The sequence below is a fragment of the Pantoea sp. Pa-EAmG genome, from assembly GCF_030024295.1.
GTDB classification, from domain to species: Bacteria; Pseudomonadota; Gammaproteobacteria; order Enterobacterales; family Enterobacteriaceae; genus Pantoea; species Pantoea dispersa.
Genome location: NZ_JASEWO010000009.1, coordinates 20,954 through 45,347, shown reverse-complemented (window position 1 = coordinate 45,347; position 24,394 = coordinate 20,954). Strand labels below are relative to the sequence as shown.

Sequence of the window (24,394 nt, the reverse complement as noted above, 5' to 3'; positions counted from 1 at the left end):
TATCAGTAGTAGGAGTGCTCGCCGCGCTGATGCTCGGTGAGATCGCGCACGCCTTTCAGCTCAGGGAAGGCGGCCAGCAGCTCTTTCTCGATGCCGTCTTTCAGCGTCACGTCAATCATCGAGCAACCGTTACAGCCGCCGCCGAACTGCAGAATGGCATAGCCTTCGTCGGTGATCTCCATCAGCGAGACGCGACCGCCGTGGCTGGCCAGCTGCGGGTTGATCTGCGCCTGCAGCAGATACTCCACGCGCTCAACCATCGGTGCATCGTCCGACACTTTACGCATCTTGGCGTTCGGCGCTTTCAGCGTGAGCTGTGAGCCGAGGTTATCGGTCACGAAGTCGATCTCCGCATCTTCGAGGTACGGCGCGCTCAGCTCATCGACATACGCAGACAGCTTGTCGAACTTCAGTTCGGTATCGGTGGCTTCAACCGCGTCCGGCGGGCAGTAGGAGACGCCGCACTCGGCGGTTGGCGTACCCGGGTTAATAACGAATACGCGAATCTGGGTGCCATCTTCCTGTTTTGACAGCAGTTTTGCGAAGTGCTCTTGCGCAGTATCAGTAATACGGATCATGGCGATTGCTCAATAGTTGACTAAAATACCTGGTTATAATACGCCCAACGCCGACGCTCTACAAGGTACGGCACAGGCATCCTATGTGTACGCTGGCCGCGCCCTGCGCCAGTAATAAGCGGCTGATTTCCCCCACCGTGCTGCCGGTGGTCACCACATCATCGATAAGCAGGATGTGGCGTCCGCGCACCGCCATTTCAAGGCGAAACGCGCCACGCAGATTGCTTTTCCGGGCGCGGGCGCTGAGCGCATGCTGCACCGCACCGTGACGCACCCGGCGTAGCCCTTCGCGGTATTCACAGCCAAGCCAGCGCGCCAGCGGTTTAGCCAGCAGCGCGGCCTGATTATACCCACGCTGCCACGCGCGGCGGCGATGCAGCGGCACGCTCAGCACCAGATCGATACGCGGCAACGGCTGCTGGCGGCGCTTTGTTAATAATTTTAACAAAAGCAGCCGCGCCAGCATCACCCTGAGTGCGGTTGCGCGCGAGAATTTGAGCTGCTGCACCCATTCGCTCAGCGGCGGCACATAATCACTCACGCAAGTAAGAGCGTGCCACGGCGGCGGCCGGCGCAGACAGCGTCCGCACGGCTGATCGCCGCTGGCCGGCAGTCCGCAGCAGGGACAGAGCGCCGGCAGCGCCGGTAGCTGACGCAGACATACGCTGCACAGGCCGTGCCGGGCGATACGCAGCGGCAGACGGCATAGCCAACACAGGGCCGGGATTGCTAGCATAGCGACCTCCTTTTCACTTTTCGGGAGTGTAACCGATGAGTTCGCTTTACTGGCACACCACAGGCACAGGCGATCGCGATCTTGTGCTGCTGCACGGCTGGGGACTGAACGCCGAAGTGTGGCAACACATTGTTCCGCGACTCAGCCCGCATTTTCGTCTGCACCTGGTGGACCTGCCGGGATTTGGCCGCAGCCAGGGATTTGAGCCGCTGAGCCTGGCGCAGATGGCGCAACAGCTATTACCGCAGTTGCCAGTGCGCGCCGTGCTGCTCGGCTGGTCGCTGGGCGGCTTAGTGGCCAGCCAGCTGGCGCTGAGCCAGCCCGATCGCGTGGCGGCATTGATTAGCGTGGCGTCGTCGCCGTGCTTTACCGCCCGGGATGAATGGCCCGGCATCCAGCCTGAGACGCTGGCGACGTTCCAGCAGCAATTGAGCAGCGATTTCCAGCGCACGGTGGAGCGTTTTCTCGCGCTGCAAACTATGGGGACGGAAAATGCGCGTCAGGATGCGCGCCAGCTGAAAGAAGTGGTGCTGTCGCAGCCGATGCCGTCGGTGGCGGTACTGGAAGGGGGATTGAACATTCTGCGCCACGATGATTTGCGCAGCGCACTGGATGGGCTGACGCTGCCGTTCCTGCGTATCTATGGCGCGCTGGATGGCCTGGTGCCGCGCCGCATTGCGCCGCAGCTGGATGCGCGCTGGCCGCATTCGCAGTCGGTTGTCATCGCGAAGGCCGCGCACGCGCCGTTTATTTCGCACCCGGAGGCGTTCTGCCAGCAGGTTCAGCAGTTCATCCACGCAGCCACATAAACTGCCAGGCGGCCAGCACCAGCGGCTGGCTGCCATCCACGCGCTTCCCGCTGATTACATCCTGAAAAGGGCGCGCCTGCGGCAGCGCGGTGCTGATCTCGCGGCTGCTGAGATTGAACACGCACAGTAACCCTTCGTCGCTGTCCGCGGCGTGACGGCGCAGCAGCAGCACCGCGTTGTCGCTCTCCAGCAGCGTCATCGGATTGTCCGGATGGAACGCCGGCTGCCGGGTGCGCAGCTGAATCAGCGCGCTAAGCCGCTCAAACACCTGCTGACGCAGCGGGTTGCCGCCGCTGATTTGCTGTTCGATATCGCGCAGGCTGTACTTCTCACGGTTGATGGCGCGGTTGTGCCCGGCAGCGCGCACGCCCTCGTTGTCATTGCGCGAGCCGAGAATACTTTGAATATAGATGGCGGGCACGCCGGGAAAGGCCAGCAGAATCGCGTGCGCCAGCAGGAAGCGACGCAGGCGCGTGTCGTCATCGTCGGTCTGGTGATTGAGCGCATCCAGATACGTTACGTTGATTTCATACGGGCTGGTGCTGCCGTCCGGGTTGTTTTTATAGGACACCAGCGCGCCCTCCAGCGCCAGTTCACGCACCAGCGCCACAATCTCGACTTCCGACAAAATGCCGCGTGCCGGATTGAGGCCAATGCCGTCGTGCGAGGCGAGAAAATTGAAGAAGGTGGTGCCGCCATCACCGGGCTCAAGCGTGCTGGCCCACTGGCGCAGCGCGCGCGCCGAGCCGGAGTGAATGGCGTGCAGCACCAGCGGCGGCAGCGAAAACTGGTAAACCATCTGCGCTTCGTCGTGGCCGTTGCCGAAATAGCTGATGTTATCCTGATGCGGCACGTTGGTTTCCGTCACGATCACCGTACCTGGCGCGACTTCGTTGGCGATGGCGCGAAACAGCTTCACCAGCTGATGGGTTTTGGTCAGATGGATACAGCGTGTGCCCGGCGTTTTCCACATGTAGCCCACCGCGTCCAGCCGCACGTAATCCGCGCCTTTGTTGAGATAATCCAGCAGCACGCCCACCATGCGGATCAGCACCTGCGGATTGGCGAAGTTGAGATCGATTTGGTCGGCGCTGAAGGTGGTCCAGATAAAGCGCGTGTCGCCGTTAGCGAGGGTAAACGGCGTCAGCAGCGGTGAGGTGCGCGGGCGCGTCACGGCACTGAGATCGGTGGCGGGCGGCATGCTGATAAAGAAGTCGTCCCAGCCGGCATCCTGCGCCAGAAAGTGGCGAAACCACGCGCTGTGCGCCGACATGTGGTTACAGACGAAATCGAACATCAGCCGGGTTTCGCTGTGCAGCGCCGTGATGTGCTGCCAGTCGCCGCAAATCGGGTTCACTTTGTGGTAATCGATAACCGAGAAGCCATCGTCGGACGAATAGGGGAAAAATGGCAGCAGATGCACCAGGCTGAAGGTGGACTGCAGATGCTGCTGAAAAAAACGCGTAAAGCTGACGAGCGTGGGCTGCTCGGGTTCGCGGAACTGGTCAGCGTAACTGATCAGCACCACGTCTTTTTCATCCCAGTGCGCTTTACGCGGCAGCTTTACCGTGTCGCGCGCCGCGCGGATGTGCGAAAGCAGGCGCTCGCGCGCCGCGACGGGGAGGCTACCTTCATAAATCTCATCGAGCAGGAAGTTGATAATGTCCATCGGATCGCCGGGTTACGCGGAAGGTCATTTTTTCACACGGTTTTTTCAGCGTAGTCCGCCAGGACAATTTATCAACCTCCTGTACTCGCGCGCCGCTTAGCGTTTTTTCCCAAACGCGGCCGCCAGCGCATCGCCCATCGCACTGTTACCGACGCTGGCGCTGGCAGGTTTGCCGCGGCCTTTGGCACCGGCGGCCGGCCGCGCGGCCTCTTTGCCTGCGCCACGGTTGCCGCCGCTGCGCGCGTTGCTTTCACCCGGCTGCTCATCCAGACGCATAGTCAGCGCGATACGCTTACGCTGCAGATCGACTTCCATCACCTTCACTTTGACGATATCGCCGGCTTTCACCACCTGATGCGGGTCGTCTACGAATTTGTCCGACAGCGAAGAGATGTGCACCAGGCCGTCCTGATGCACGCCGATATCGACGAACGCGCCGAAGTTGGTCACGTTGGTCACTGCACCTTCCAGCACCATGCCCGGCAGCAGGTCGTTGAGCGTCTCCACGCCTTCGGCAAACTGCGCGGTTTTGAACTCCGGACGCGGATCGCGGCCCGGTTTTTCCAGCTCTTTGATGATATCGGTGACGGTCGGCAGCCCGAAACGCTCATCGGTGAAGTCGCGCGCATTCAGGTCGCGCAGGCTACCCGGATTGCCCATCAGCTCATTCAGCGCCTGTTCCGTGGCGGCGAGAATGCGCTCCACCAGCGGATAGGCTTCCGGATGCACCGTTGAGGCATCCAGCGGATTATCGCCGTGGTTGATGCGCAGGAAGCCGGCGCACTGTTCAAAGGCTTTCGGCCCAAGGCGGCTCACCTTCAGCAGCTGCTGGCGGTTCTGGAAACGGCCGTTTTCGTCACGCCAGCTGACAATGTTCTGCGCCATCATGCGCGTCAGGCCGGCGACGCGCGTCAGCAGCGCCACCGAAGCGGTATTCAGATCGACGCCCACGGCGTTCACACAATCTTCCACCACCGCATCGAGTTTTTTCGCCAGCTGGCTCTGGCTGACATCGTGCTGATACTGGCCAACGCCAATCGATTTCGGGTCAATTTTGACCAGCTCTGCCAGCGGATCCTGCAGACGACGGGCGATAGACACCGCACCGCGCAGCGAAACGTCGAGATCGGGGAACTCCTGCGCCGCCAGTTCGGAAGCGGAATAGACCGATGCTCCGGCCTCACTGACAATCACTTTTTGCGCTTTGATTTGCGGGAACTGCTTCTGTACGTCGAGGAAGAAACGCTCGGTTTCACGTGAAGCGGTGCCGTTGCCGATCGCCACCAGTTCAACCTGATGTTTCGCGCACAGTGCCGCCACCGAGGTTGCGGCTTTGGCCGCCTGGCCGGTATGCGGATAGATGGTATCGGTCGCGACCAGCTTGCCGGTGGCATCGACCACCGCCACTTTGACCCCGGTGCGCAGGCCAGGATCGAGACCCATGGTGGCGCGCATGCCGGCGGGAGCCGCCATCAGCAGATCGTGCAGATTACGGGCAAACACGTTGATCGCTTCGTCTTCCGCCCGTTCGCGGATGGTGCCCATCAGTTCGGTTTCGAGGTGCAGCAGGACCTTGATGCGCCAGGTCCAGCTGACCACGGCTTTGCGCCAGCTGTCGGCCGGTGCGTTGTTCAGGCGCAGGCCAAGGTGGTCGGCGATCAGCGTTTCACCGTAGCTTTCGCGCGGTGCTTCATCAAACTGCGGATCAGCGTTGAGCGACAGCTGTAAAATGCCTTCGTTACGGCCACGGAACATGGCCAGCGCGCGGTGCGACGGCACGCTGCTCAGCGCTTCGTGATGATCGAAGTAGTCGCGGAATTTAGCGCCTTCTTCCTCTTTGCCTTCCACCACCCGCGCAACCAGATGGGCGTTCTTCCACAGGTATTCACGTACTTTCGCCAGCAGCGTGGCGTCTTCGGCGAAGCGCTCCATCAGGATATAGCGTGCGCCATCCAGCGCGGCACGCACATCGGCGACGCCTTTATCCGCGTCGACATAACGCGCTGCCAGCTGCTCGGGGTCCTGAGACGCATCGTTCCACAGCGTCTCTGCCAGCGGTTCCAGCCCGGCTTCGATAGCGATCTGCCCGCGCGTGCGGCGCTTCTGCTTATAAGGCAGATAGAGATCTTCCAGCTCGGTTTTGTTCAGCGTGCCGTTGATGGCAGTGGCTAATTCCGGCGTCAGTTTGCCCTGGTCATCAATGGATTTCAGAATCGACTGGCGGCGTTCCTCCAGCTCACGCAGATAGCCGAGACGGCTCTCCAGCGTACGCAGCTGGGTATCATCCAGCCCGCCGGTCACTTCCTTACGGTAACGTGCGATAAACGGCACGGTGTTCCCTTCGTCCAGCAAGCGAATGGCGGCGTCAACCTGGTCGGCGCGTGCCTTCAGCTCACCTGCGATAATCTGGCTCAGCGAATCTTTCATCATCAGTAACGGTCTTGCTTACACAGGGTTAGAAATAGGGGACAGTTATACGGACTGAGGCCGCAAATTGCCAGCCGCTGACCGGTGAATCCGTCTTTTTCTGAATGCAGCGCGCAACTCAGAGAAACTTAGCCACCTATGTGTTAAACCCCAGCGCAATGGCGTGCCGGTTGCAGCCAGGCTCGCCCCGTCTCTGCCCTATAATCCGCGGCAAACCACGGAAGGAGGGTGAAGCAATGATCAAATTACTGCTGCTGCTGGCCGGACGCGAGCTGCTGGTGCGTTATCGGCTGCTGATTTATTGCCTGGCGCTGTGCGGCGTGCTGCTGGCCGGCATGATCGTGGCGGACGTGCTGGTCGATGGGCATATCAATCTGTCGCTACAGGTGCTGGCGCTCTTACTGTCGCTGTCGCTGCTGTTTAACCTGCTGAGCGGCGAGGTGTCGCTGCAGCGCTGGCTCAATCTGCTGTTTTCCCTGATTTTTGTCGGCACGCTGCTGGCCGGCGCGCTGTGGCACGGGGACGAAAGGCAGCTGAAGAAACTGCTGCTGACGGTGATGGAAATCTGCCTGTTGTTTAACGGCCTGTTTCGCTGCCTGAGCGCGGCGCTGATTCAGCGTCAGCGCTGGGTGCGACATTTTATGCTGGGCTGCGGCGAGATGGTGCTGAGCGTGGTGCTGTTTTTCAATGACAACCTGCATACCTGCGTGTTGCTGGGCAGCTGGCTGGTACTGTTGCTGCTGTCGTTCAGCCTGACGGTATGGCGCGTCTGGCGCCAGTGGCAGCGCCTGCCGGCGGGTCAGTCCGTTACGCTGCTGCCGTGGTTTTGTCGCGGCCATCGTCATATCGCGCGGCTCCGGCCGTGGCAGCAGGCCCGCTTTCCGCCGGTCGCCGCGGCATTTCCTCTCTGTGTCCACGTCTGGCAGGCGCAGTCTGAAGCCAGTCAACAGCCGAAGCGCTATGTGATTGACCGTTACATCGGCGTGATTAACGGTGAAGGGCACTTTTGTACCGGCCACGCGGCACTGAGCTTTGGCGAGCGCGGCTACATCAGCCTTTATCCGCAGCAGGAGATCGATCCGCAACCGCACGAGCTGCCGCGTCTGCTGCTGGCCGGACAGATTAACGATCGCCCCGGCCGTTTTCTTCCCTCGCTGGTGGCAGAGATTGCCGACTGGCGCAGCCCGGATTTAACCTTCAGTTTTCAGCACTACAATGGGCAGGCGCTCGCCAGCTACTGGCAGGCCAACCGTGGTGACAGCCTGTATAATCTGACGGCAAAAAACTGTTCGACTACCGTGGTGGATGCGCTGGACGTGGCGTTTGAAGGCTATTACGGTCAGCGGCTGCAGCAGGTGTTTGCGCTGCTGCTGCAGCCGGCATTCTGGGGCGCCTGCGTGCTGCGCGAACGGGCAGAAATCATGACCTGGACGCCCGGCCTGGTCGCCGATTATGTGCGCCTGATGAAAAAGACGCTGGGTGCCTGTCCGGGCAGGTAAGGCTTTGTGATAGCCTCTGTGCAGTGAACAGGGCTGTAACCACGAGTGAAGCGATGAAAACCCAACTGATTACCCGCGAAGGCTATAACAAGCTGCGTGCTGAGCACGACCATCTGTGGAATGAGAAGCGGCCGGAAATCACCCACATTGTCTCCTGGGCCGCCAGCCTGGGCGATCGCTCTGAAAACGCTGATTACACCTATAACAAGCGCCTGCTGCGCCAGATCGATCGGCGTGTGCGCTATCTGCGTAAATGTCTCGCCGAGCTGAAAATTGTTGATTATGCGCCGCAGCAGGAGGGCAAAGTGTTCTTCGGTGCCTGGGTGGAAGTGGAGAATGAGCAGGGCGACGTGAAGCGTTTTCGCATCGTCGGACCGGACGAGATCTATGGCGATACGGTGAAAGAGTACATCTCCATCGACTCGCCGATGGCGCGCGCGCTGATCAAAAAAGAGGTGGATGACGAGGTGACGGTAAACACGCCGGAAGGGCAGAAGGTGTGGTTTGTGAACCGCATTGAGTACGTCACGGAAAGTGAGGAAAAAAGAGGCGGAGAGTAATGGCCTGGTGAAACAAGCCGGGGCGCAACTTATTCTCCGCTGGCGAAAGGGCTGGCAGTATAAGAGGGGGAAGCGCCGCAGCCTTGCCGCGCCAGATAAGCGTTATTTGCCCGGCGTGGTCGCCGTGGTCGTTGAGGTGCTGCTGCCGCCGTGATCGCCGCCGCCCATGGTGGCCAGCGCGACGCCGAGCAGGGCACCCACCGCACCGATGCCGATAGCATCGGAATTACCTTTGGCCGTGGTCGACGCCTGTGCGCCGGCGGCTTCGCCCGCTGGCGTAGCGGCCTGAACCTGTGTGAGGCTGGTGAGTACCAGAGCGCTCAGCAGAACAACGGTTTTTTTCATCTTTCTTCTCCACATGAACTCAGTAAGCAGGTACCGATGCAGTGTCGGAGATCATTTGCGCAGAGGAAAGGGAAGTTTACTGACTGATTTAAATCACTTTATTTAACACTGGCCTTATTTTGCGCGCGCACTGGCACTGTTCCGAGCGCGGATACGCAGTCAGCGGCAGAAACGCGATATTTTATGCTGCTGAGCGCGGCCGCTGGCTTATCCTGCAGGCGAAACTTAAGCCAAATGGCGCGCCCCGCCTGACGGCGGAAGCGGGACGGCCCGGCTGGACCACTCGCCGACAGAAAACGCCGCTGATTTTCAGACAAGCGCTAAACGGCGTCAAAATCAGTCAGAAAAGCGCGAGCGGAGCCGCAGTTCGCGGTTAAAATTAAAGATAAGCTGCTGTTTAATATGCTTTGTAACAATTTCGGCTAGAATATAAACCATTAATGACTGTCACATGTAGGCATCTTTTTTACACAATATTGGCTCAGGCAATGGCGCCTTTGGGAGTTGAACATGCAAGAGAACTACAAAATTCTGGTCGTCGATGATGATATGCGTCTGCGCGCACTGCTCGAACGCTATCTCACCGAACAGGGCTTTCAGGTGCGCAGCGTCGCCAACGCCGAGCAGATGGATCGTCTGCTGACCCGCGAATCATTCCATTTAATGGTGCTGGATTTAATGCTGCCGGGCGAAGATGGCCTGTCAATTTGCCGTCGTCTGCGTAGCCAGAGTAACCCGATGCCGATCATTATGGTCACCGCGAAAGGTGAAGAGGTCGATCGTATCGTGGGGCTGGAAATCGGCGCCGATGACTACATTCCAAAACCGTTCAACCCGCGTGAGCTGCTGGCGCGAATTCGTGCTGTGCTGCGTCGTCAGGCCAATGAGCTGCCGGGCGCGCCGTCGCAGGAAGAAGCCGTCATCGCCTTCGGTAAGTTCAAACTGAACCTCGGCACGCGTGAAATGTTCCGTGAAGATGAGCCGATGCCGCTGACCAGCGGAGAGTTTGCCGTGCTGAAAGCGCTGGTGAGCCATCCGCGTGAGCCGCTGTCGCGCGATAAGCTGATGAACCTGGCGCGCGGGCGTGAGTACAGTGCGATGGAGCGTTCTATCGACGTGCAGATCTCTCGTCTGCGCCGCATGGTCGAAGAAGATCCGGCGCATCCGCGCTACATCCAGACCGTCTGGGGCCTTGGCTACGTGTTCGTTCCGGACGGCAGTAAAGCATGAGGCGATTGCGCTTCTCACCCCGCAGTTCGTTTGCCCGCACCCTGTTGTTGATCGTTACCTTGCTGTTCGTCAGCCTGGTAACGACCTACCTGGTGGTGCTCAATTTCGCCATTCTTCCCAGCCTGCAGCAGTTCAACAAAGTCCTCGCCTACGAAGTGCGTATGCTGATGACCGATCGGCTGCAGCTGGAGGATGGTACGCAGCTGGAAGTGCCGCCGGCCTTCCGGCGCGAAATTTATCGTGAGCTGGGCATCTCGTTGTACACCAACGCGGCGGCGGAAGAGAGCGGACTGCGCTGGGCGCAGCATTATGAATTCCTCAGTGAACAGATGGCGCAGCAGCTGGGCGGGCCGACCGACGTGCGGGTTGAGGTTAACAAAAACTCGCCGGTGGTCTGGCTGAAAACCTGGCTGTCGCCGGATATCTGGGTGCGCGTACCGCTGACCGAAATCCATCAGGGCGACTTCTCGCCGCTGTTCCGCTATACCCTGGCGATTATGCTGCTGGCGATTGGCGGCGCCTGGCTGTTTATCCGTATACAAAACCGACCCTTAGTCGATCTTGAACACGCTGCGTTGCAGGTGGGGAAAGGCATTATTCCGCCACCGCTGCGCGAATACGGTGCTTCGGAAGTGCGTTCGGTGACGCGTGCCTTCAACCAGATGGCGGCGGGCGTGAAGCAGCTGGCCGATGACCGTACGCTGCTGATGGCCGGCGTCAGCCATGATTTACGCACGCCGCTGACGCGCATCCGTCTCGCCACCGAGATGATGGGCGAGGAAGATGGCTACCTGGCCGAGTCGATCAACAAAGACATCGAAGAGTGTAACGCCATCATCGAGCAGTTCATCGATTACCTGCGCACCGGGCAGGAGATGCAAACCGAGCGCGCCGATCTGAATAGCGTGCTGGGCGAAGTGGTGGCGGCGGAGAGCGGCTACGAGCGCGAGATTGAGAATGCGGTGATGGACGCGGAGCTGATGCTGGATATTAACCCGCTGTCGATTAAACGCGCGGTGGCGAATCTGGTGGTTAACGCGGCGCGTTACGGTAACGGCTGGATCAAGGTCAGCAGCGGTCAGGAATTGAATCGCGCGTGGTTCCAGGTGGAGGATGATGGTCCGGGCATTAAGCCGGATCAGTTACAGCATCTGTTCCAGCCGTTTGTGCGTGGCGACAGCGCGCGCAGCACCAGCGGCACCGGCCTTGGCCTGGCGATTGTGCAGCGTATTATCGATGCGCATGACGGATCGCTGGAGATTGGCGACAGTGAACGCGGCGGATTACGTATCCGCGCGTGGTTACCGATCCCGGAAAACAGCGCCACGACGGCAGTAAGCAGTAACGTTAGTTAAATTTCCGCACCAACCGTCGCGGCGCAATCTATTGCGCATCCATCAGCGATATTGCCGCTGCAGGCATGCGCGATAAATCGCGCCGCGACGAAATGTGCCATCGCTAAGCCGCCGTTGTGGCGGCTGGGCTACTTCACAGCTGCGGGCCGGCCTGCACCAGCGCCTTGCCGGCATCGTTATCGGTGTACTTCTCGAAATTGGTGATAAAGCGCTGCGCCAGCGCTTCGGCAGCCTGCTGCCAGGCGGCGGCGTCAGGCCAGCTGCGGCGCGGATCGAGAATGGCATCGTCCACCTGTGCCAGCGTGGTGGGCACCTGCAGATTAAACACCGGCAGCGTTACGGTCTCCGCTTCATCCAGCTCACCGGCCAGAATCGCGTTGATGATAGCGCGCGTGTCTTTCAGCGAAATGCGCTTGCCGCTGCCGTTCCAGCCGGTATTCACCAGATAGGCCTGCGCGCCGGACGCCTGCATACGTTTCACCAGCACATCCGAGTACTGCGTTGGATGCAGCGTCAGGAACGCCGCGCCAAAACAGGCGGAGAAGGTTGGGGTGGGCTGCGTCACACCGCGCTCGGTGCCGGCCAGCTTGGCGGTAAAGCCGGACAGGAAGTGGTACTGGGTTTGCTCCGGCGTCAGACGCGAAACCGGTGGCAGTACGCCAAAGGCATCGGCGGTCAGGAAGATGACCTTCTTCGCGTGGCCGGCTTTCGATACCGGCTGCACGATGTTTTCGATGTGCTCGATCGGGTAAGACACGCGGGTATTTTCCGTCTTGCTGGCGTCGGCGTAATCGACCGTGCCGTCGGCGCGCACCACCACGTTCTCCAGCAGCGCATCACGGCGAATCGCGCGGTAAATCTCCGGCTCGGCCTGCTCTGACAGATTGATGGTTTTGGCGTAGCAGCCGCCTTCGAAGTTAAAGACGCCGTCGTCGTCCCAGCCGTGCTCATCATCGCCGATCAGCTGACGATCCGGGTCGGTAGAGAGGGTGGTTTTACCGGTACCGGACAGACCAAAGAACACCGCCACGTCGCCCGCTTTGCCGACGTTGGCCGAGCAGTGCATCGAGGCGATACCCTTCAGCGGCAGCAGATAGTTCATGATGGCGAACAGGCCTTTTTTCATCTCGCCGCCGTACCAGGTACCGCCGATCAGCTGCATGCGTTCAGTCAGGTTAAAGGCAACAAAATTCTCGGAATGCAGCCCCTGCGCCTGCCAGTCCGGATTGGTGCACTGCGCCGCGTTCATCACCACGAAATCCGGCGTAAACTCAGCCAGTTCGGCTTCAGTCGGACGGATAAACATGTTTTTGACGAAATGCGCCTGCCACGCCACTTCCATCACGAAACGCACGCTGAGGCGGGTGTCCGGGTTGGCGCCGCAGAAGGCGTCAATCACAAACAGACGCTTGCCGGAAAGCTGTTGCGTGCAGCGATCTTTGAGCGCCTGCCAGGTTTCCTGTGACAGCGGCTGGTTGTCGTTCTTGCCGTTGCCAACGTCGTTCCACCACAGCGTGTCACGCGTAGTGTCATCCCGCACGATGTATTTATCTTTCGGCGAACGTCCGGTGAAGATGCCGGTATCCACGGCAATGGCACCGCTCTGCGTCAGGGTGCCGCGCGCGTAACCTTCCAGCTCCGGGCGGGTTTCTTCCTGAAATAACGTGGCGTAATCAGGGTTGTACACCACCTCGGTGGTGCCGCTAATTCCGAGCGTTTCGAGGTCTTGCGATGTCAGGCCGTTAACGCGCATGTGACTGCTCCTTAAATCGGTACTTCATGGCATTTTTTATGAGGGTTTCTGCGTCCTGCTGCGCATAGCCGCACAGGGCAGATCGCGCGCAGTGTACACGTCTGAGCGAGGTGGAAAAGTGAAGAGAGTTAAAAATGCGAGCTGGAACGTGACAAGTAGAGAAATCTGCCACTTATGAAACTAAAGTTAGCGTAAATTAGTTAATTTCCGTGAAAAATCATAGCGCTACGCCGGCGGAAAATACGGGCGGCGTCACCGCCCGTTTGCTGATTAATGCAGTTGATCGCTATTGCCGGAGGGAGCGTTACGAATAGCAGCAATATCCACTGCGTCGTACACGTAGTGTGTGCCGCAGTAGTCACAGTGCATATCGATTTTGCCGTCTTCGACCAGAATCTCATCCACTTCCTCTGGCGGCAGCGTTTTCAGCACTTCACCGCAGCGTTCGCGCGAGCAGGTGCATTTGAAGCTGACCGGCGCCGGATCGTAAACCGTGGCTTCTTCCTGATGATAGAGACGCCACAGTACGTCAGTAGCGGGCAGCTCAATCAGCTCTTCGCTCTTCACGGTTTCGGTTAACGTGGCCAGATGGTTGAAGTCATCCAGGTTGGGCTCCTGCGCGGGCAGCACCTGCAGCAGAATACCGGCTGCGCCTTTCTCGCTGGTGCGAATGAACAGGCGGGTTGGCAGCTGCTCGGAACGCATGAAGTAATCTTCCAGACAGCCCGCCAGCGTATCGGCTTCCAGGCCAACCACGCCCTGATAGCGCTCGCCTTTCTCAGGCGAAATGGTGATCACCAGATAGCCGTTACCCACCATCTGCTTCAGGCTGCTGCCGGCGGCAATCTCCGCATCCTCTTTCAGCCGCGCCACGCCGCGCAGCTCCTGGCGGTTATTCCCGTTGATCACCGCCATGCTCAGCGGGCCATCGCCCTGCAGCTGCACGGTGATGTCGCCGTCAAATTTCAGCGTAGCGGTGAGCAGGCTGGTGGCTACCAGCAGTTCGCCCAGCAGGGTTTTGACCGGCTCGGCGTAGTCGTGGTTCTGCACGATGTCGCGCCAGGTTTGAGATGCGTTGACCAGCTCGCCGCGCACGGCGACGTTTTCAAACAGGTAACGATGCAGTTGATCTTGAACAGACATAAGGTTTCTCTCGTGGGGGCGCGAGTTATTCATCGCCCGACAATTTAAATTTCAGCAGATCGCGGCGCTCTTTTTTATCCGGGCGGCGATCGGGATGCGGCATGGTCAGGGCATTCATTTTGCGCGCCAGCGCGTTCTTTTCGCGCTTTTCGATGCTGGCGGCCGTCTCCGCGTACATCTGCTGCGCTTCGCTGGCCGGACGTCGCTGGTCGCCGATGGCGGTGATGATCACCGTGCGCTCATCGTTGCCCTGACGCAGCGTCAGTTCGGCCTGCAGTTCGACCACTTTGCCCGGTTTGCTGCGCTGGCCGTTGTAATGCACTTTGCCGCCTTCAATCATGTCGCGAGCCAGCGCGCGGGTTTTATAGAAGCGCGCGGCCCACAGCCATTTATCAAGGCGGACGCCTTCACTGGTTTTCTCTTTCATTGCGGCTCCTGCTGTTACGCTGCGTCGCGCCGTGTGGCGATCGGTCGCACACGGTCGCATGACGCCGGAAAGATGGATCGGGCCGGTGCCGGATACCCAAAGGTATGGGTACAACGTGATAAATCAAGGGCGATGTGCCGTTGCGGGCTGCCGATCCATCGCCAATCCCTTAAGCGTAATCGGCATTTTGTTTTCCGCCCTGAAAAACAGGGCGACAGGGTAGCACAGAAGGCGGAGGGTCAGAACAGCGAGCGCACGCTCTGCATAGTGCTGAGGTTGTGGTTAAAGCACTTGTCGTAATACTGCTGAATCTGCGCCATACGCAGGCGGTTGCGGTGGATGCGGCGCAGCGCCAGCAGGCCGTTGCTGACGGCGCTGACAATCAGCACCAGCATCAGCAGCGCGGTGCCGAGATAGCGCCACTGCGCCATGGCATCGGGCTCGTTGTGCAGGGCGATGTGGCGCGTGCCGTTGGCATCGGTGGTAATGCTGGTAATGATACCGCTGGCGGCAAACGGCGTGTGCAGCAGCATGCCGGACAGGCGCTGCAGTTCGTGCCACTGTGAAGGGGCGTCGAGATCGAACAGCGCCACCGACGGCTGCGGCTGGTTCACCATCTGCCGGCCTTCATCGCTAATGATCAGGAATCCGCCCGGCGGCGGGCTGTTAAGGGTTTCCGCCGCGCGACGCGTCTCCCGCGAGAAGAATGTCGAGGTGGCGGTGTTCACCAGATTCTCCAGCGCTTCGGCGCTAACCGGACGCAGCAGCACGTTCATGCCGTTGAGCTTGCCGGAATCCGCACGGTGAATCAGCGTATCCCAGTCTTTGGCGTTACCGAGGTTAACCAGCGCATTTTTCAGGCGCACGCAGTCCTGCTGCTGGCTGCACAGCTGCTGGGTTTTCAACACCAGATCGGAGAAATCATCCAGCAGGATCATGCCTGATTTCTGGATCGCCGACGCCAGCTGCGGGTTAAGTTTCGGGTCGGTGTTGGTTTCCGGATGCAGCTGCTGCGTGGTAGTCTCCAGCAGCGCGGCGGCTTTGTCGATGATGTCGGACTGCGGCAGCGGCAGCGGCGCAGCGTTGTTCCAGTAAATCGCCGAGCAGTCGAACGGCATGTAGCCGTAGCTGCGGTTGCTCTGGTAATTGCCCGGAACCGAGCACATGCCGGTGCCGCTCACTTTCAGGCTATCGCCAATGTGCAGCGGCAGGGCAGTGAGTTTATCGACGCTGTTCACTTCCACGCTCTCAGTCCCTTTTAACCAGGCGAGGCTGAGTTTGATCGGCATGCTGAGCGGAATCCAGCTCACCAGCATCACCAGCACCAGCAGCGAACCGCACGCCAGCACCAGGTTTTTACGCCAGCGCTGTACCGGGAAGTTACGGACTTCATCCTGCAGCGACAGGAAGCGCCCCTGGCGTACCACCTGACGATTCAGGTAGATATCCACATCCGTCACCTGGCCCAGGTCGTGCGCCACATAAGGCTGCCAGTGTGCCGGATAGATTAAGTCGATGATGCCGAGCGAAATGTTGCTCTGCTCCTGATTGGATTCGCCAAACAGGCCCCAGCGCTTCGGTGCGCCGCGCAGACAGTGCACATCGCGCAGCCCTTTTTCACCGGGGAATCGATACATAAACCACAGGCTGACAGCAACGATCGCGCCAGCGGGCAGCGCAATCCACAGCATCAGGCTGCCGGGCAGCACCAGGCTGAGGAAAAACAGCAGGAAGGCGCAGCAAATGGCGCTGGCTTCACGCGTGCCGTCGGCGCGCGACAGCTGATACTCTTCCGGCGACTCTTTGCGCACCTGCAGCAGCTCGACGTTTTCGCTCTCCTCTTTACGAATCGAGGCGTTGGTCGACATCGGCCGCACCAGCGGCGGTAGCGCTGGTTGTTCCACCGCATAGTTCACCAGCGAGTGGCCGTTGAGCGAGATCACCAGCGGCAGGGTCTGGGTGCGGATCAGCTCGACGTAGTTTTCTTCAGCGATGTACTGCTCCCACAGCGGCGGCAGATGCACCTCGACTTCATCCAGGTAGTAGCGCCATTTGTGGGGATCGTCAGTGGAGAGGCCGTAACGGGTGATGGAGCGGGTAACGGGATAAACATTATTGCTCTGTGCGGTCAGCGCCAGCGCTTCGGGTTCCCGTGACGATCGGGTCGATCGCCCGCTGCTGTGCTGACGCGCTTTACCCAGCGATGCAATATACTTCTCAACGGCAGCGCGTTCTTCATCGGTGAGTTTACGGCAGGGCGGACTGATAAACGGCAGTGGTTTCGCCAACGGCGGACGATGCCGCATAGCGTACCAGTAGCCGATTCCGGCCACTAACGAACAGGCCAGCATGACAGCCAGAATGACGATAAGAGTGCTCATGCTTTGCTCAATCCAGCCAAAAAACTGCCGTCACGTTTACGATGTGCTCCCGGTAAAACCTGCAATACGAGTCAATTTTGGCGAGCAGAAGTCATTCTGACAAGAGGCAAATGAAACAAAATACCGCGCAAAATCATTGTATTATAAATTTGTTAGATTATTCCTTAACGGGATGGTACTCACAAGCCCCTCAATTAAACATCGGTATTATCCGAATTTGCTGCTACCCCGTTGACTTATTGTGAAAATCTTACTGTGCAGATAACAAGAAGTTGTTAGCGGCAGCGGGCAAATGTATGTCACCATGATGACCCGCGCTGCGTGTCGCACAATGCTGCGGGCTTCGGTATGCTGACGTCATCGCGTTTCACAAGGCTGTGCTAAGTTTGAGGCTGATATGACCACTCCCCTGAAAAAACCTGACATCCTCAACGTGGAAGCGGTGGCCCGCTCCCGCCTGTTTACCATCGAAGCGGTTGATCTCGCCTTCAGCAACGGTGCGCGTCGCGTCTATGAGCGCATGAAGCCCTCCGATCGTGAAGCGGTGATGATTGTGCCGATCATTGGCGATGACGTGATCCTGATCCAGGAGTACGCCGTCGGACTGGAAACCTATGAGCTGGGCTTCCCGAAAGGTTTAATCGATCCTGGTGAAAGCGCTTTTGAAGCCGCCAACCGTGAGCTGAAAGAAGAAGTGGGCTTTGGCGCGCATCAGCTGGAAGCGCTGGGCAAACTCACCATGGCGCCGTCCTATTTCTCCAGCAAGATGAATATCGTGGTAGCTGAAGAGTTGTACGAAGAGAAGCTGGAAGGGGATGAGCCGGAGCCGCTGATTGTACGCCGCTGGCCGCTCAGCAATCTGCTGGCGCTGCTGGAAGAGCCGGATTTTCGCGAGGCGCGTAACGTCAGCGCGCTGTTCATGGTGCGTGAGTGGCTGGTGAAGCAGGGGCGGTTGAGTTATTGAGGACACCTGGCGGCGCAATAAAAGGCGCGGAAAGTCGCACGGGGTAAAAACAAAAAGCCGGGGATTTCCCCCGGCTTTTTTGATCAAAACAGTTCGTGGCTTTCACCGTTGTCCATGATGGTGGTGCCCACATCATGCACCGAATACTCGGTCGGCTGGGTGCCGTTAATGAAGTACTCCTGACGGGTGTTGCCGCCACCGTTGGCCAGCTTGCCGGTGCTGCGGTCAATGGTCACCGTCACCACGCCGTCCGGTGGTGTCAGCGGCTGCACCGGCACACCATCCAGCGCCACTTTCATGTAATCATCCCATGCCGGCTGCGCACTCTTCGCGCCGCCTTCGTAGCCGGAGATCTGATCCGGAATCGCACCCGATACCGTGGTGCGACCCAGCGCGCGCGAATCATCAAAGCCAATCCACACCGACGTCACCACGCCCGGACCATAACCGGAGAACCAGGCGTCTTTGGAACTGTTGGTGGTACCGGTTTTGCCGCCGATATCGTTACGCTTCAGATCGCGGCCGGCACGCCAGCCGGTTCCCATCCAGCCCGGTTCACCGAAGATGTTAGAGTTCAGCGCGCTCTTAATCAGGAACGCCAGCGGCGTGTTGATCACGTGCGGTGCATACTGCTGATCGCCGGCCGGCTGTGGCTGCGCCGGTACCTGCTCCAGCTCGGGCTGCGGCACGGTCTGATTCTGCTGCTGATTCGAGGTGGCGACGTTCTCCACGCTCTCTTCATTCAGCGCCACCGACTTTTTGGTGTCGCCATAGATCACCGGCAGATTGCACTGCGGGCAGGCAATCTTCGGCTGCGCCTGGAAAATCACGCCGCCCTGTTCGTTTTCAATCTTCGCGATGAAGTAAGGATCGACCAGGAAGCCGCCGTTAGCCATCACCGCATAGCCGCGCGCCACCTGCATTGGCGTGAAGGATGCTGCGCCCAGTGCCAGCGACTCGGTATGGATAATGTTCTGCGCCGGGAAGCCAAAACGCTGCAGATACTCAGCGGCGTAGTCGACGCCCATGGCACGCATCGCGCGCACCATCACCACGTTTTTCGACTCACCCAGGCCCTGACGTAAACGAATCGGACCGGCGTAGGTAGGCGGCGAGTTCTTCGGACGCCAGTCTGCGCCGGCACCGGCATCCCAGCGTGAAATCGGCACATCGTTGAGGATCGAGGCCAGCGTCAGGCCACGGTCCATGGCGGCGGTATACAGGAACGGCTTGATGTTCGAGCCGACCTGGCGCAGTGCCTGGGTAGCGCGGTTGAACATGCTCTGGTTGAAGTCGAAGCCACCCACCAGCGCGCGTACCGCACCGTCTTCCGGGTTAAGCGACACCAGCGCCGAGTTCACCAGCGGCACCTGTCCCAGCCACCACGCATCGCCGACTTTACGTACCCAAATCTGCTGGCCAGCCTGCAGCACCTGAGTGACGCTGCGCGGCGTCGGGCCCTGCAGGGTGTCGGATTTATACGGACGCGCCCAGCGCACGCCGGCTAAGGTCAGCGAAACGCTGCTGCCATCTTTCAGCATGGCGGTGGCTTCGTCGGCGCTGGCGCTGGTGACCACGGCGGCATTCAGCGGACCGTAGACCGGCAGATTTTTCAGCGTATTGACGATGCGGGTGTGATCCCAGCTGGCTTCACCCACTTTCCACAGCACGTTGGTCGGGCCGCGGTAGCCGTGACGCATATCGTACGCCATCACGTTGTTGCGCACCGCCTGCTGTGCGGCTTCCTGCAGATGGCGGGTCACGGTGGTATATACCTTGTAGCCATCGTCATAGGCGCTGTCGCCGTAGCGTTTCACCATCTCCTGACGCACGAGCTCGGTGAGATACGGTGCAGAGAAGGCGATTTCCGGGCCGTGATAGCTGGCGGTCAGCGGCGTGTTGCGCGCGTCGTTATACTGCTGCTGCGTGATGTAGTTCTGATCCAGCATGCGAGCCAGCACCACATTACGGCGCGCCAGCGCACGGGCGTGTGAATAGAGCGGGTTAAAGGTCGACGGCGCTTTCGGCAGGCCGGCGATCATCGCCATCTCACTCAGCGACAGCTGATCGACCGGTTTACCGAAGTACACCTGCGCCGCCGCACCGACGCCATAAGCGCGATAGCCGAGATAGATTTTATTCAGATACAGCTCAAGGATTTCATCCTTACTCAGCAACTGCTCGATGCGAATCGCCAGGAAGGCTTCCTTGATTTTACGCATCAGCGTGCGTTCAGGGCTGAGGAAGAAGTTACGCGCCAGCTGCTGCGTAATGGTACTGGCGCCCTGCGAGGCGTGGCCGGAGACCAGCGCGATGCTGGCGGCGCGGAAAATCCCCACCGGATCGACGCCGTGATGCTCATAAAAGCGGCTGTCTTCGGTGGCGATAAACGCTTTGATTAGCTCAGGCGGCATCTGTTGCAGGGTGAGCGGGATACGGCGCTTTTCACCGTACTGGGCGATCAGCTCGCCATCCGCGCTGTAAACCTGCATCGGGGTTTGCAGGCGCACATCTTTCAATGTGTTCACATCAGGCAGCTGCGGCTCTATGTATTTGTACAAACCATAAACCGTGCCTGCTCCCAGCAGAATGCAACACACTGTAAGAATCAATAAATACTTTACGAACTTCACCTGAGAATTCCCATCTGTTGTCGTTTGGGCAGTTTATAAACAATCGCGCGGTAGTATAAAGGCAAGCCTGACGCTTTGATATACCCGTCATTCTTCATGCAATGCGGGTAATCATCCTTTTTCCTGTAACGATAAGGAGATCGCGCGCATGGCTTTTCAGCGCTGGCAAATTGGACTGGACATCCAGAACGGGCAACTCTGCGCCCTTGGCATTGAACGACGCCGTCACGGATGGCAGCTGCGACACTGGTGGCAGCAGCCGCTGCCGCACGATACGTTACGCAACGGCGTGTTGCAAACCTCGCCAGTGTTACAGGAGATGTTGGTGCGCTGGCAGCGTCATTTACCCAGGCGCTACTCACTGCGCGTTGGCCTGCCGCCGCAGCTGGTGCTGCAGCGTACGCTGCCGTTGCCAGAGACCTCACTGCGCGAGCCGGCGCTCAGCCGCTACGTTAACGCGTCCGCATCGCGTCTGTTCCCGGTCGAAGCCGCCTCGCTGTCGCTGGATTACCGGCTGGGCGGCAGCGCCAGCCAGCTGCACGTCACCGCCGCGCGCCGTGACGTCATCGCCCAGTGGCTGGCGCCGCTGCAGCAGGCCGGACTGCGCCCCGACGTGTTTGAGCTGAGCAGTCTGGCGCTGACGCAGATCGCCATGCGCGTTCCGCTGCGCCCGCATCAGCTGCTGATCCATCCGCTCTGCGACCACTGGCTGTGGACGCTGGCCGGCGAAAATAGCGCCTGCGGTGCGGCAACCGAACCCCTGACGCTCGCCCATCTGCGTGACACCTTTCCCCAGGCACAAACGGTGTTCTGCACCTCACCGCAGGCGTTGCCGGAGGCGGAAGTACAGCGCTGCAAGCCGCTGGCGCTGTTGCACTATCTGCAACCGCCGCTACCGGCAGAGGCGGGCGCGCTGGCGATTGCGCTAGGCCTGGCGCTACGTCCGGAGGATTACTGATGCTGGCGGTCAATTTGCTCCCGTGGCGGGCACAGCAGTTGCTGCTACGCCGCCAGCACAGCGTGGCGTTGCTGGTTGTCGTGCTGCTGGTAACGCTGTTACTCACGCTGCTGCTGTGGTGGCGCGCTGAACAGCGGCTCCAGCAGGCAGCCCGGCAGCAGGCCGATATGACCATGCAGCTCCAGCAGATCCAGCAGCGGCTGGCGCAACAGCAAACGCTGATGGCGCAGCGGGATGATCTGTTACGCAGGCAGCAGGCGCAGCAACAGCGGCTGCAGCAGCATCAACGCTGGCAGCAGTTCTGGCAGCAACTGCCCGCACTGATGCCGGAGACGCTGTGGCTGAGTCGCGTGGAGCGGCGTCAGGGGCAACTGGTGCTGGACGGTCTGGCGCAAAGCCTGGCTGATGTCAGCGCGTTCCGCCATCAACTGCAGACGCAACCGTTATTTGCGGCGGTGAAGCAGGGCAGCGTACAGCGTCAGGCGCAGGGAGATTACCGCTTCGCGCTGCGTGCCCGGCTGCAGGAGGCGACCGATGAATGAACTCATCCAGCGCTGGCTGCAGCTGGCACTGACGTGGCGGATAGCCAGCCTGCAGCTGCTGGCGCTGCTGCTACTCGGGCTGGCGTGGCTACTGCTGCTGCGTCCGCAACAGCAGCAATTCAGCACGCTGCAACAGCAGCTGTCACAACTGGCGCAGCAGCACCAGCAACTTCAGCAGCAGCTGGACGCGCGACCGGCCATCGAACAGCTTCAGGCGGAGATCGCAACGCTGCAGCCAGCGGCAACGGCGGCGTCCGTATCGTTAGAGCAACTGGTGGCGGCGCGCGGCAATCTGCTCGAGGCCTGGCATCCGGACAGCCAGCCACAGCAGCTGGCGCTGCGCCTGAGCTGGCCGCAGTTTCTGCCGCTGTTCAGCGGGCTGGCTGCGACGGCGTTAGCGGTGCCACAGCGTTTTCAGCTGCAGGCGGAGCAGGGCGTGTTACACAGCGAGTTCTGGCTGGAGAGTGACGATGCGGAGTAGCGCACTGGTGTTACTGCTGTGCAGCAGCTGGGCGCTGGCGCGCGATCCGTTCCAGCCGCTGGCTGCCAGCCAGTGTCAGGCGCCTGCTGCTGTGCCGCACGGCTGGCGATTACAGGGCATCATTGGTCGCGCGCCGCACTTTGTGGCCTGGCTGGTTTCACCGCAGGGCAAACGTCAGCGGCTGAGTGCACCGGCTGCTTTTCCGGTGGCACCGTGGCAGGTAACCCAGCTCAGTGCACATACGCTGGTACTGAGCGCCACGCAAAGCTGTCCGCCGCAGCACATCACATGGGTAATAAAAGGAGGATTTTATGAAAAGGATGACGCTGCTGCTGTGGCTGGCGCTGAGCAGTCCGCTGCACGCCGCTGATCAGCCCCTGAGCCTGGTATTTGATGATGCGCCGGTCGAGCGCATTCTGCAGGCGCTGGCTGACTATCAGCAAACCAACCTGTTGATCGCGCCGGGCGTGGAGGGGCGGCTGTCGCTGCGACTCGATAACGTCGGCTGGGAGCGTGCACTGGCGCTGGTCACGCGGCTGGCGAAACTCACGGTGATCCAGGAGGAGGGCGTGCTGCTGGTCTATCCGGAGAGCTGGCAGCAGCGACAGGCACAGCAGGCACAGGCGGAGCGTGAAGAGAAGCAGCTGCAGGCGCCGCTTGAGCAGCGCACCGTCACGCTGCACTACGCCAGCGCCAGCGATGTCTACCGCAGCCTGCAGGCGGAACGCTCGCTGATGACGCCGCGCGGCAGCGTGACGGTGGATAGCCGTACCAACAGCCTGTTGCTGCGGGACAGCGCGCAGGCGCTGCGCGACACCGAGCGCTGGCTGCAGGCGCTGGATCTGCCGCTGGAGCAGGTTGAGCTGTCAGCGCACATTGTTACCATCAATGAAGAGCATCTGCGCGAGCTCGGCGTCAGCTGGAGCACCGCACCCGGCGATGTCGTCACCGGGGCGCTGCGCAATCCGCAGCTGCTGGTGCCGCTGGCGGTGAGCAATCCGGCGATACGCGCCGGCGTCACGCTCGGACCGATGAACGGCGAACTGCTTAATCTGGAGCTGAGTGCGCTGGAGCAGGAGAACCAGATCGAAATCATCGCCAGCCCGCGGCTGTTTACCTCGCACCAGCAGACCGCCACCATTAAGCAGGGCACCGAAATTCCCTACGAGGTGAAATCCGGTAACAGCGGTGCGACGGCAATTGAGTTCAAAGAGGCGGTGCTGGGCATGGAGGTGACGCCAGTAGTATTGGGCAACAGGCGTATTCAGCTCACGCTGCGGCTGAGCCAGAACATGCCGGGTCGCAGCCTGACGATGGGGGAAAGTCAGGTGCTGAGCATCGATAAGCAGGAAATCGCCACTCAGGTGACGCTGCGTGACGGTGAAACGCTGGCGCTGGGCGGTATTTTCCAGCAGCAGCGCACCCAGGGCGAAAAGCGCGTGCCGTGGCTGGGCGAGGTGCCGCTGCTCGGCAGTCTGTTTCGTCAGCAGACCGACGAGCGCAAAAAACGTGAGCTGGTGATCTTCATCACGCCGCGACTGGTCAGGGAAGCAGCGCTTACCGCCGGATAAAGCGGAAAATTCGCTCCATATGACCAACTGCGTTGACGCAGGGCAGGAATTAGCATACAAGGTTTAGCGATTTTAAAACGGTGTAACGGAACGCGGCAGGATAACCTTCCGGCGGGTGTCAGTGACAAGCGATACTGGCATCGAAAGAAATATGCCCGAATTTTGGGTGGTACAGGACGTCAGCAACGGCACCTATTCCACAGTTTACGCAGGTAAGCTGTCGGGAGCGACAGGCCCAGCCAGCGCACCTGTAGCGCGCACAAGGATGGCAAAAAAGGAAGAGCGTTACCGTCTCGCGAACCACAGACCGGTCCTGTTTGAAGGTCGCCGGGG

The 24,394-nt window shown here is 60.0% G+C and carries 21 protein-coding genes; 11 read left to right on the top strand and 10 right to left on the bottom strand.

Annotated features, from left to right (window positions below; translation table 11 throughout):
- Positions 1-2: 2 nt before the first annotated feature.
- Both nfuA and gntX read right to left on the bottom strand, forming a co-directional pair.
- Complete coding sequence (nfuA, locus tag QMM04_RS02655) at positions 3-578, bottom strand: Fe-S biogenesis protein NfuA (protein WP_021507402.1); 576 nt, start codon at positions 576-578, stop codon at positions 3-5.
- 58 nt (positions 579-636) lie between these two features.
- On the bottom strand, positions 637-1,314 hold the full coding sequence (gene gntX, locus QMM04_RS02650) for a DNA utilization protein GntX (protein WP_059011196.1): 678 nt from the start codon (positions 1,312-1,314) through the stop codon (positions 637-639).
- 35 nt (positions 1,315-1,349) lie between these two features.
- Here gntX and bioH point away from each other — a divergent pair, with 35 nt between their 5' ends.
- Complete coding sequence (bioH, locus tag QMM04_RS02645; protein WP_282995588.1) at positions 1,350-2,123, top strand: pimeloyl-ACP methyl ester esterase BioH; 774 nt, start codon at positions 1,350-1,352, stop codon at positions 2,121-2,123.
- Here bioH and QMM04_RS02640 read toward each other — a convergent pair.
- Positions 2,104-3,792, bottom strand: a complete 1,689-nt coding sequence (locus QMM04_RS02640) for an alpha-amylase family glycosyl hydrolase (protein WP_282995587.1) — start codon at positions 3,790-3,792, stop codon at positions 2,104-2,106. The genes bioH and QMM04_RS02640 overlap by 20 nt on opposite strands.
- 96 nt (positions 3,793-3,888) lie before the next feature.
- Positions 3,889-6,222 (bottom strand): Tex family protein, encoded by a 2,334-nt coding sequence (locus QMM04_RS02635; RefSeq protein ID WP_207899739.1) that lies wholly within the window; start codon positions 6,220-6,222, stop codon positions 3,889-3,891.
- Positions 6,223-6,455: 233 nt separating this feature from the next.
- Between QMM04_RS02635 and QMM04_RS02630 the strand changes: the two genes are divergently transcribed.
- Both QMM04_RS02630 and greB read left to right on the top strand, forming a co-directional pair.
- Positions 6,456-7,718, top strand: coding sequence for a hypothetical protein (locus QMM04_RS02630; RefSeq protein ID WP_282995586.1), 1,263 nt, complete (start codon positions 6,456-6,458; stop codon positions 7,716-7,718).
- 53 nt (positions 7,719-7,771) lie between these two features.
- The gene (greB, locus tag QMM04_RS02625; protein WP_282995585.1) at positions 7,772-8,278 is read left to right on the top strand and encodes a transcription elongation factor GreB; all 507 of its coding nucleotides are present in this window, start codon (positions 7,772-7,774) and stop codon (positions 8,276-8,278) included.
- Between the two features lie 102 nt (positions 8,279-8,380).
- Here greB and yjbE read toward each other — a convergent pair whose 3' ends face one another.
- Positions 8,381-8,623: an exopolysaccharide production protein YjbE gene (gene yjbE / locus QMM04_RS02620; protein ID WP_021507409.1), complete on the bottom strand. Its 243-nt coding sequence runs from the start codon at positions 8,621-8,623 to the stop codon at positions 8,381-8,383.
- A gap of 510 nt (positions 8,624-9,133) precedes the next feature.
- Between yjbE and ompR the strand changes: the two genes are divergently transcribed.
- On the top strand, positions 9,134-9,853 hold the full coding sequence (gene ompR / locus QMM04_RS02615; protein WP_001157751.1) for a two-component system response regulator OmpR: 720 nt from the start codon (positions 9,134-9,136) through the stop codon (positions 9,851-9,853).
- Complete coding sequence (gene envZ / locus QMM04_RS02610) at positions 9,850-11,208, top strand: two-component system sensor histidine kinase EnvZ (RefSeq protein WP_031279686.1); 1,359 nt, start codon at positions 9,850-9,852, stop codon at positions 11,206-11,208. Before ompR ends, envZ begins: the two co-directional genes overlap by 4 nt.
- A 133-nt stretch (positions 11,209-11,341) precedes the next feature.
- Here envZ and pckA read toward each other — a convergent pair whose 3' ends face one another.
- The 4 genes from pckA to QMM04_RS02590 all read right to left on the bottom strand — a co-directional run bounded on the left by pckA (position 11,342) and on the right by QMM04_RS02590 (position 16,912).
- Complete coding sequence (gene pckA / locus QMM04_RS02605; protein ID WP_021507411.1) at positions 11,342-12,961, bottom strand: phosphoenolpyruvate carboxykinase (ATP); 1,620 nt, start codon at positions 12,959-12,961, stop codon at positions 11,342-11,344.
- A 270-nt stretch (positions 12,962-13,231) separates the two neighbouring features.
- Complete coding sequence (gene hslO, locus QMM04_RS02600) at positions 13,232-14,104, bottom strand: Hsp33 family molecular chaperone HslO (protein ID WP_021507412.1); 873 nt, start codon at positions 14,102-14,104, stop codon at positions 13,232-13,234.
- A gap of 25 nt (positions 14,105-14,129) precedes the next feature.
- On the bottom strand, positions 14,130-14,531 hold the full coding sequence (gene hslR, locus QMM04_RS02595) for a ribosome-associated heat shock protein Hsp15 (protein ID WP_021507413.1): 402 nt from the start codon (positions 14,529-14,531) through the stop codon (positions 14,130-14,132).
- Between the two features lie 239 nt (positions 14,532-14,770).
- Entirely contained in the window at positions 14,771-16,912 is a 2,142-nt protein-coding gene (locus QMM04_RS02590; RefSeq protein WP_021507414.1) for an intracellular growth attenuator family protein, read from the bottom strand.
- 397 nt (positions 16,913-17,309) lie between these two features.
- Between QMM04_RS02590 and nudE the strand changes: the two genes are divergently transcribed.
- Positions 17,310-17,876 (top strand): ADP compounds hydrolase NudE, encoded by a 567-nt coding sequence (nudE, locus tag QMM04_RS02585; RefSeq protein ID WP_282995584.1) that lies wholly within the window; start codon positions 17,310-17,312, stop codon positions 17,874-17,876.
- 83 nt (positions 17,877-17,959) lie between these two features.
- Here nudE and mrcA read toward each other — a convergent pair whose 3' ends face one another.
- A complete protein-coding gene (mrcA, locus tag QMM04_RS02580; RefSeq protein WP_282995583.1) occupies positions 17,960-20,509 on the bottom strand; it encodes a peptidoglycan glycosyltransferase/peptidoglycan DD-transpeptidase MrcA in 2,550 nt (849 codons plus the stop codon).
- A gap of 148 nt (positions 20,510-20,657) precedes the next feature.
- Between mrcA and pilM the strand changes: the two genes are divergently transcribed.
- Genes pilM through hofQ form a run of 5 tightly spaced genes read left to right on the top strand, consistent with a single transcriptional unit; the run spans position 20,658 to position 24,061 of the window.
- Complete coding sequence (gene pilM, locus QMM04_RS02575; protein ID WP_058780181.1) at positions 20,658-21,467, top strand: pilus assembly protein PilM; 810 nt, start codon at positions 20,658-20,660, stop codon at positions 21,465-21,467.
- A complete protein-coding gene (locus QMM04_RS02570; protein ID WP_282995582.1) occupies positions 21,467-22,009 on the top strand; it encodes a PilN domain-containing protein in 543 nt (180 codons plus the stop codon). The genes pilM and QMM04_RS02570 overlap by 1 nt, the downstream gene beginning before the upstream one ends.
- On the top strand, positions 22,002-22,490 hold the full coding sequence (locus QMM04_RS02565) for a hypothetical protein (protein WP_282995581.1): 489 nt from the start codon (positions 22,002-22,004) through the stop codon (positions 22,488-22,490). Before QMM04_RS02570 ends, QMM04_RS02565 begins: the two co-directional genes overlap by 8 nt.
- The gene (locus tag QMM04_RS02560) at positions 22,480-22,860 is read left to right on the top strand and encodes a HofP DNA utilization family protein (protein WP_104094151.1); all 381 of its coding nucleotides are present in this window, start codon (positions 22,480-22,482) and stop codon (positions 22,858-22,860) included. Before QMM04_RS02565 ends, QMM04_RS02560 begins: the two co-directional genes overlap by 11 nt.
- Entirely contained in the window at positions 22,802-24,061 is a 1,260-nt protein-coding gene (gene hofQ / locus QMM04_RS02555; RefSeq protein WP_264441903.1) for a DNA uptake porin HofQ, read from the top strand. Before QMM04_RS02560 ends, hofQ begins: the two co-directional genes overlap by 59 nt.
- The last annotated feature ends 333 nt before the right edge of the window (positions 24,062-24,394 follow it).

Excerpts from the sequence above, each read along its gene's own strand:
- pckA (WP_021507411.1), bottom strand. The coding sequence starts at position 12,961 with ATGCGCGTTAACGGCCTGACATCGCAAGACCTCGAAACGCTCGGAATT.
- gntX (WP_059011196.1), bottom strand. The coding sequence starts at position 1,314 with ATGCTAGCAATCCCGGCCCTGTGTTGGCTATGCCGTCTGCCGCTGCGT.
- hslO (WP_021507412.1), bottom strand. The coding sequence starts at position 14,104 with ATGTCTGTTCAAGATCAACTGCATCGTTACCTGTTTGAAAACGTCGCC.
- greB (WP_282995585.1), top strand. The coding sequence starts at position 7,772 with ATGAAAACCCAACTGATTACCCGCGAAGGCTATAACAAGCTGCGTGCT.
- QMM04_RS02635 (WP_207899739.1), bottom strand. The coding sequence starts at position 6,222 with ATGATGAAAGATTCGCTGAGCCAGATTATCGCAGGTGAGCTGAAGGCA.
- QMM04_RS02640 (WP_282995587.1), bottom strand. The coding sequence starts at position 3,792 with ATGGACATTATCAACTTCCTGCTCGATGAGATTTATGAAGGTAGCCTC.
- QMM04_RS02630 (WP_282995586.1), top strand. The coding sequence starts at position 6,456 with ATGATCAAATTACTGCTGCTGCTGGCCGGACGCGAGCTGCTGGTGCGT.
- QMM04_RS02560 (WP_104094151.1), top strand. The coding sequence starts at position 22,480 with ATGCGGAGTAGCGCACTGGTGTTACTGCTGTGCAGCAGCTGGGCGCTG.
- pilM (WP_058780181.1), top strand. The coding sequence starts at position 20,658 with ATGGCTTTTCAGCGCTGGCAAATTGGACTGGACATCCAGAACGGGCAA.
- nfuA (WP_021507402.1), bottom strand. The coding sequence starts at position 578 with ATGATCCGTATTACTGATACTGCGCAAGAGCACTTCGCAAAACTGCTG.
- ompR (WP_001157751.1), top strand. The coding sequence starts at position 9,134 with ATGCAAGAGAACTACAAAATTCTGGTCGTCGATGATGATATGCGTCTG.
- hofQ (WP_264441903.1), top strand. The coding sequence starts at position 22,802 with ATGAAAAGGATGACGCTGCTGCTGTGGCTGGCGCTGAGCAGTCCGCTG.
- QMM04_RS02570 (WP_282995582.1), top strand. The coding sequence starts at position 21,467 with ATGCTGGCGGTCAATTTGCTCCCGTGGCGGGCACAGCAGTTGCTGCTA.
- yjbE (WP_021507409.1), bottom strand. The coding sequence starts at position 8,623 with ATGAAAAAAACCGTTGTTCTGCTGAGCGCTCTGGTACTCACCAGCCTC.
- nudE (WP_282995584.1), top strand. The coding sequence starts at position 17,310 with ATGACCACTCCCCTGAAAAAACCTGACATCCTCAACGTGGAAGCGGTG.
- hslR (WP_021507413.1), bottom strand. The coding sequence starts at position 14,531 with ATGAAAGAGAAAACCAGTGAAGGCGTCCGCCTTGATAAATGGCTGTGG.
- bioH (WP_282995588.1), top strand. The coding sequence starts at position 1,350 with ATGAGTTCGCTTTACTGGCACACCACAGGCACAGGCGATCGCGATCTT.
- envZ (WP_031279686.1), top strand. The coding sequence starts at position 9,850 with ATGAGGCGATTGCGCTTCTCACCCCGCAGTTCGTTTGCCCGCACCCTG.
- QMM04_RS02590 (WP_021507414.1), bottom strand. The coding sequence starts at position 16,912 with ATGAGCACTCTTATCGTCATTCTGGCTGTCATGCTGGCCTGTTCGTTA.
- QMM04_RS02565 (WP_282995581.1), top strand. The coding sequence starts at position 22,002 with ATGAATGAACTCATCCAGCGCTGGCTGCAGCTGGCACTGACGTGGCGG.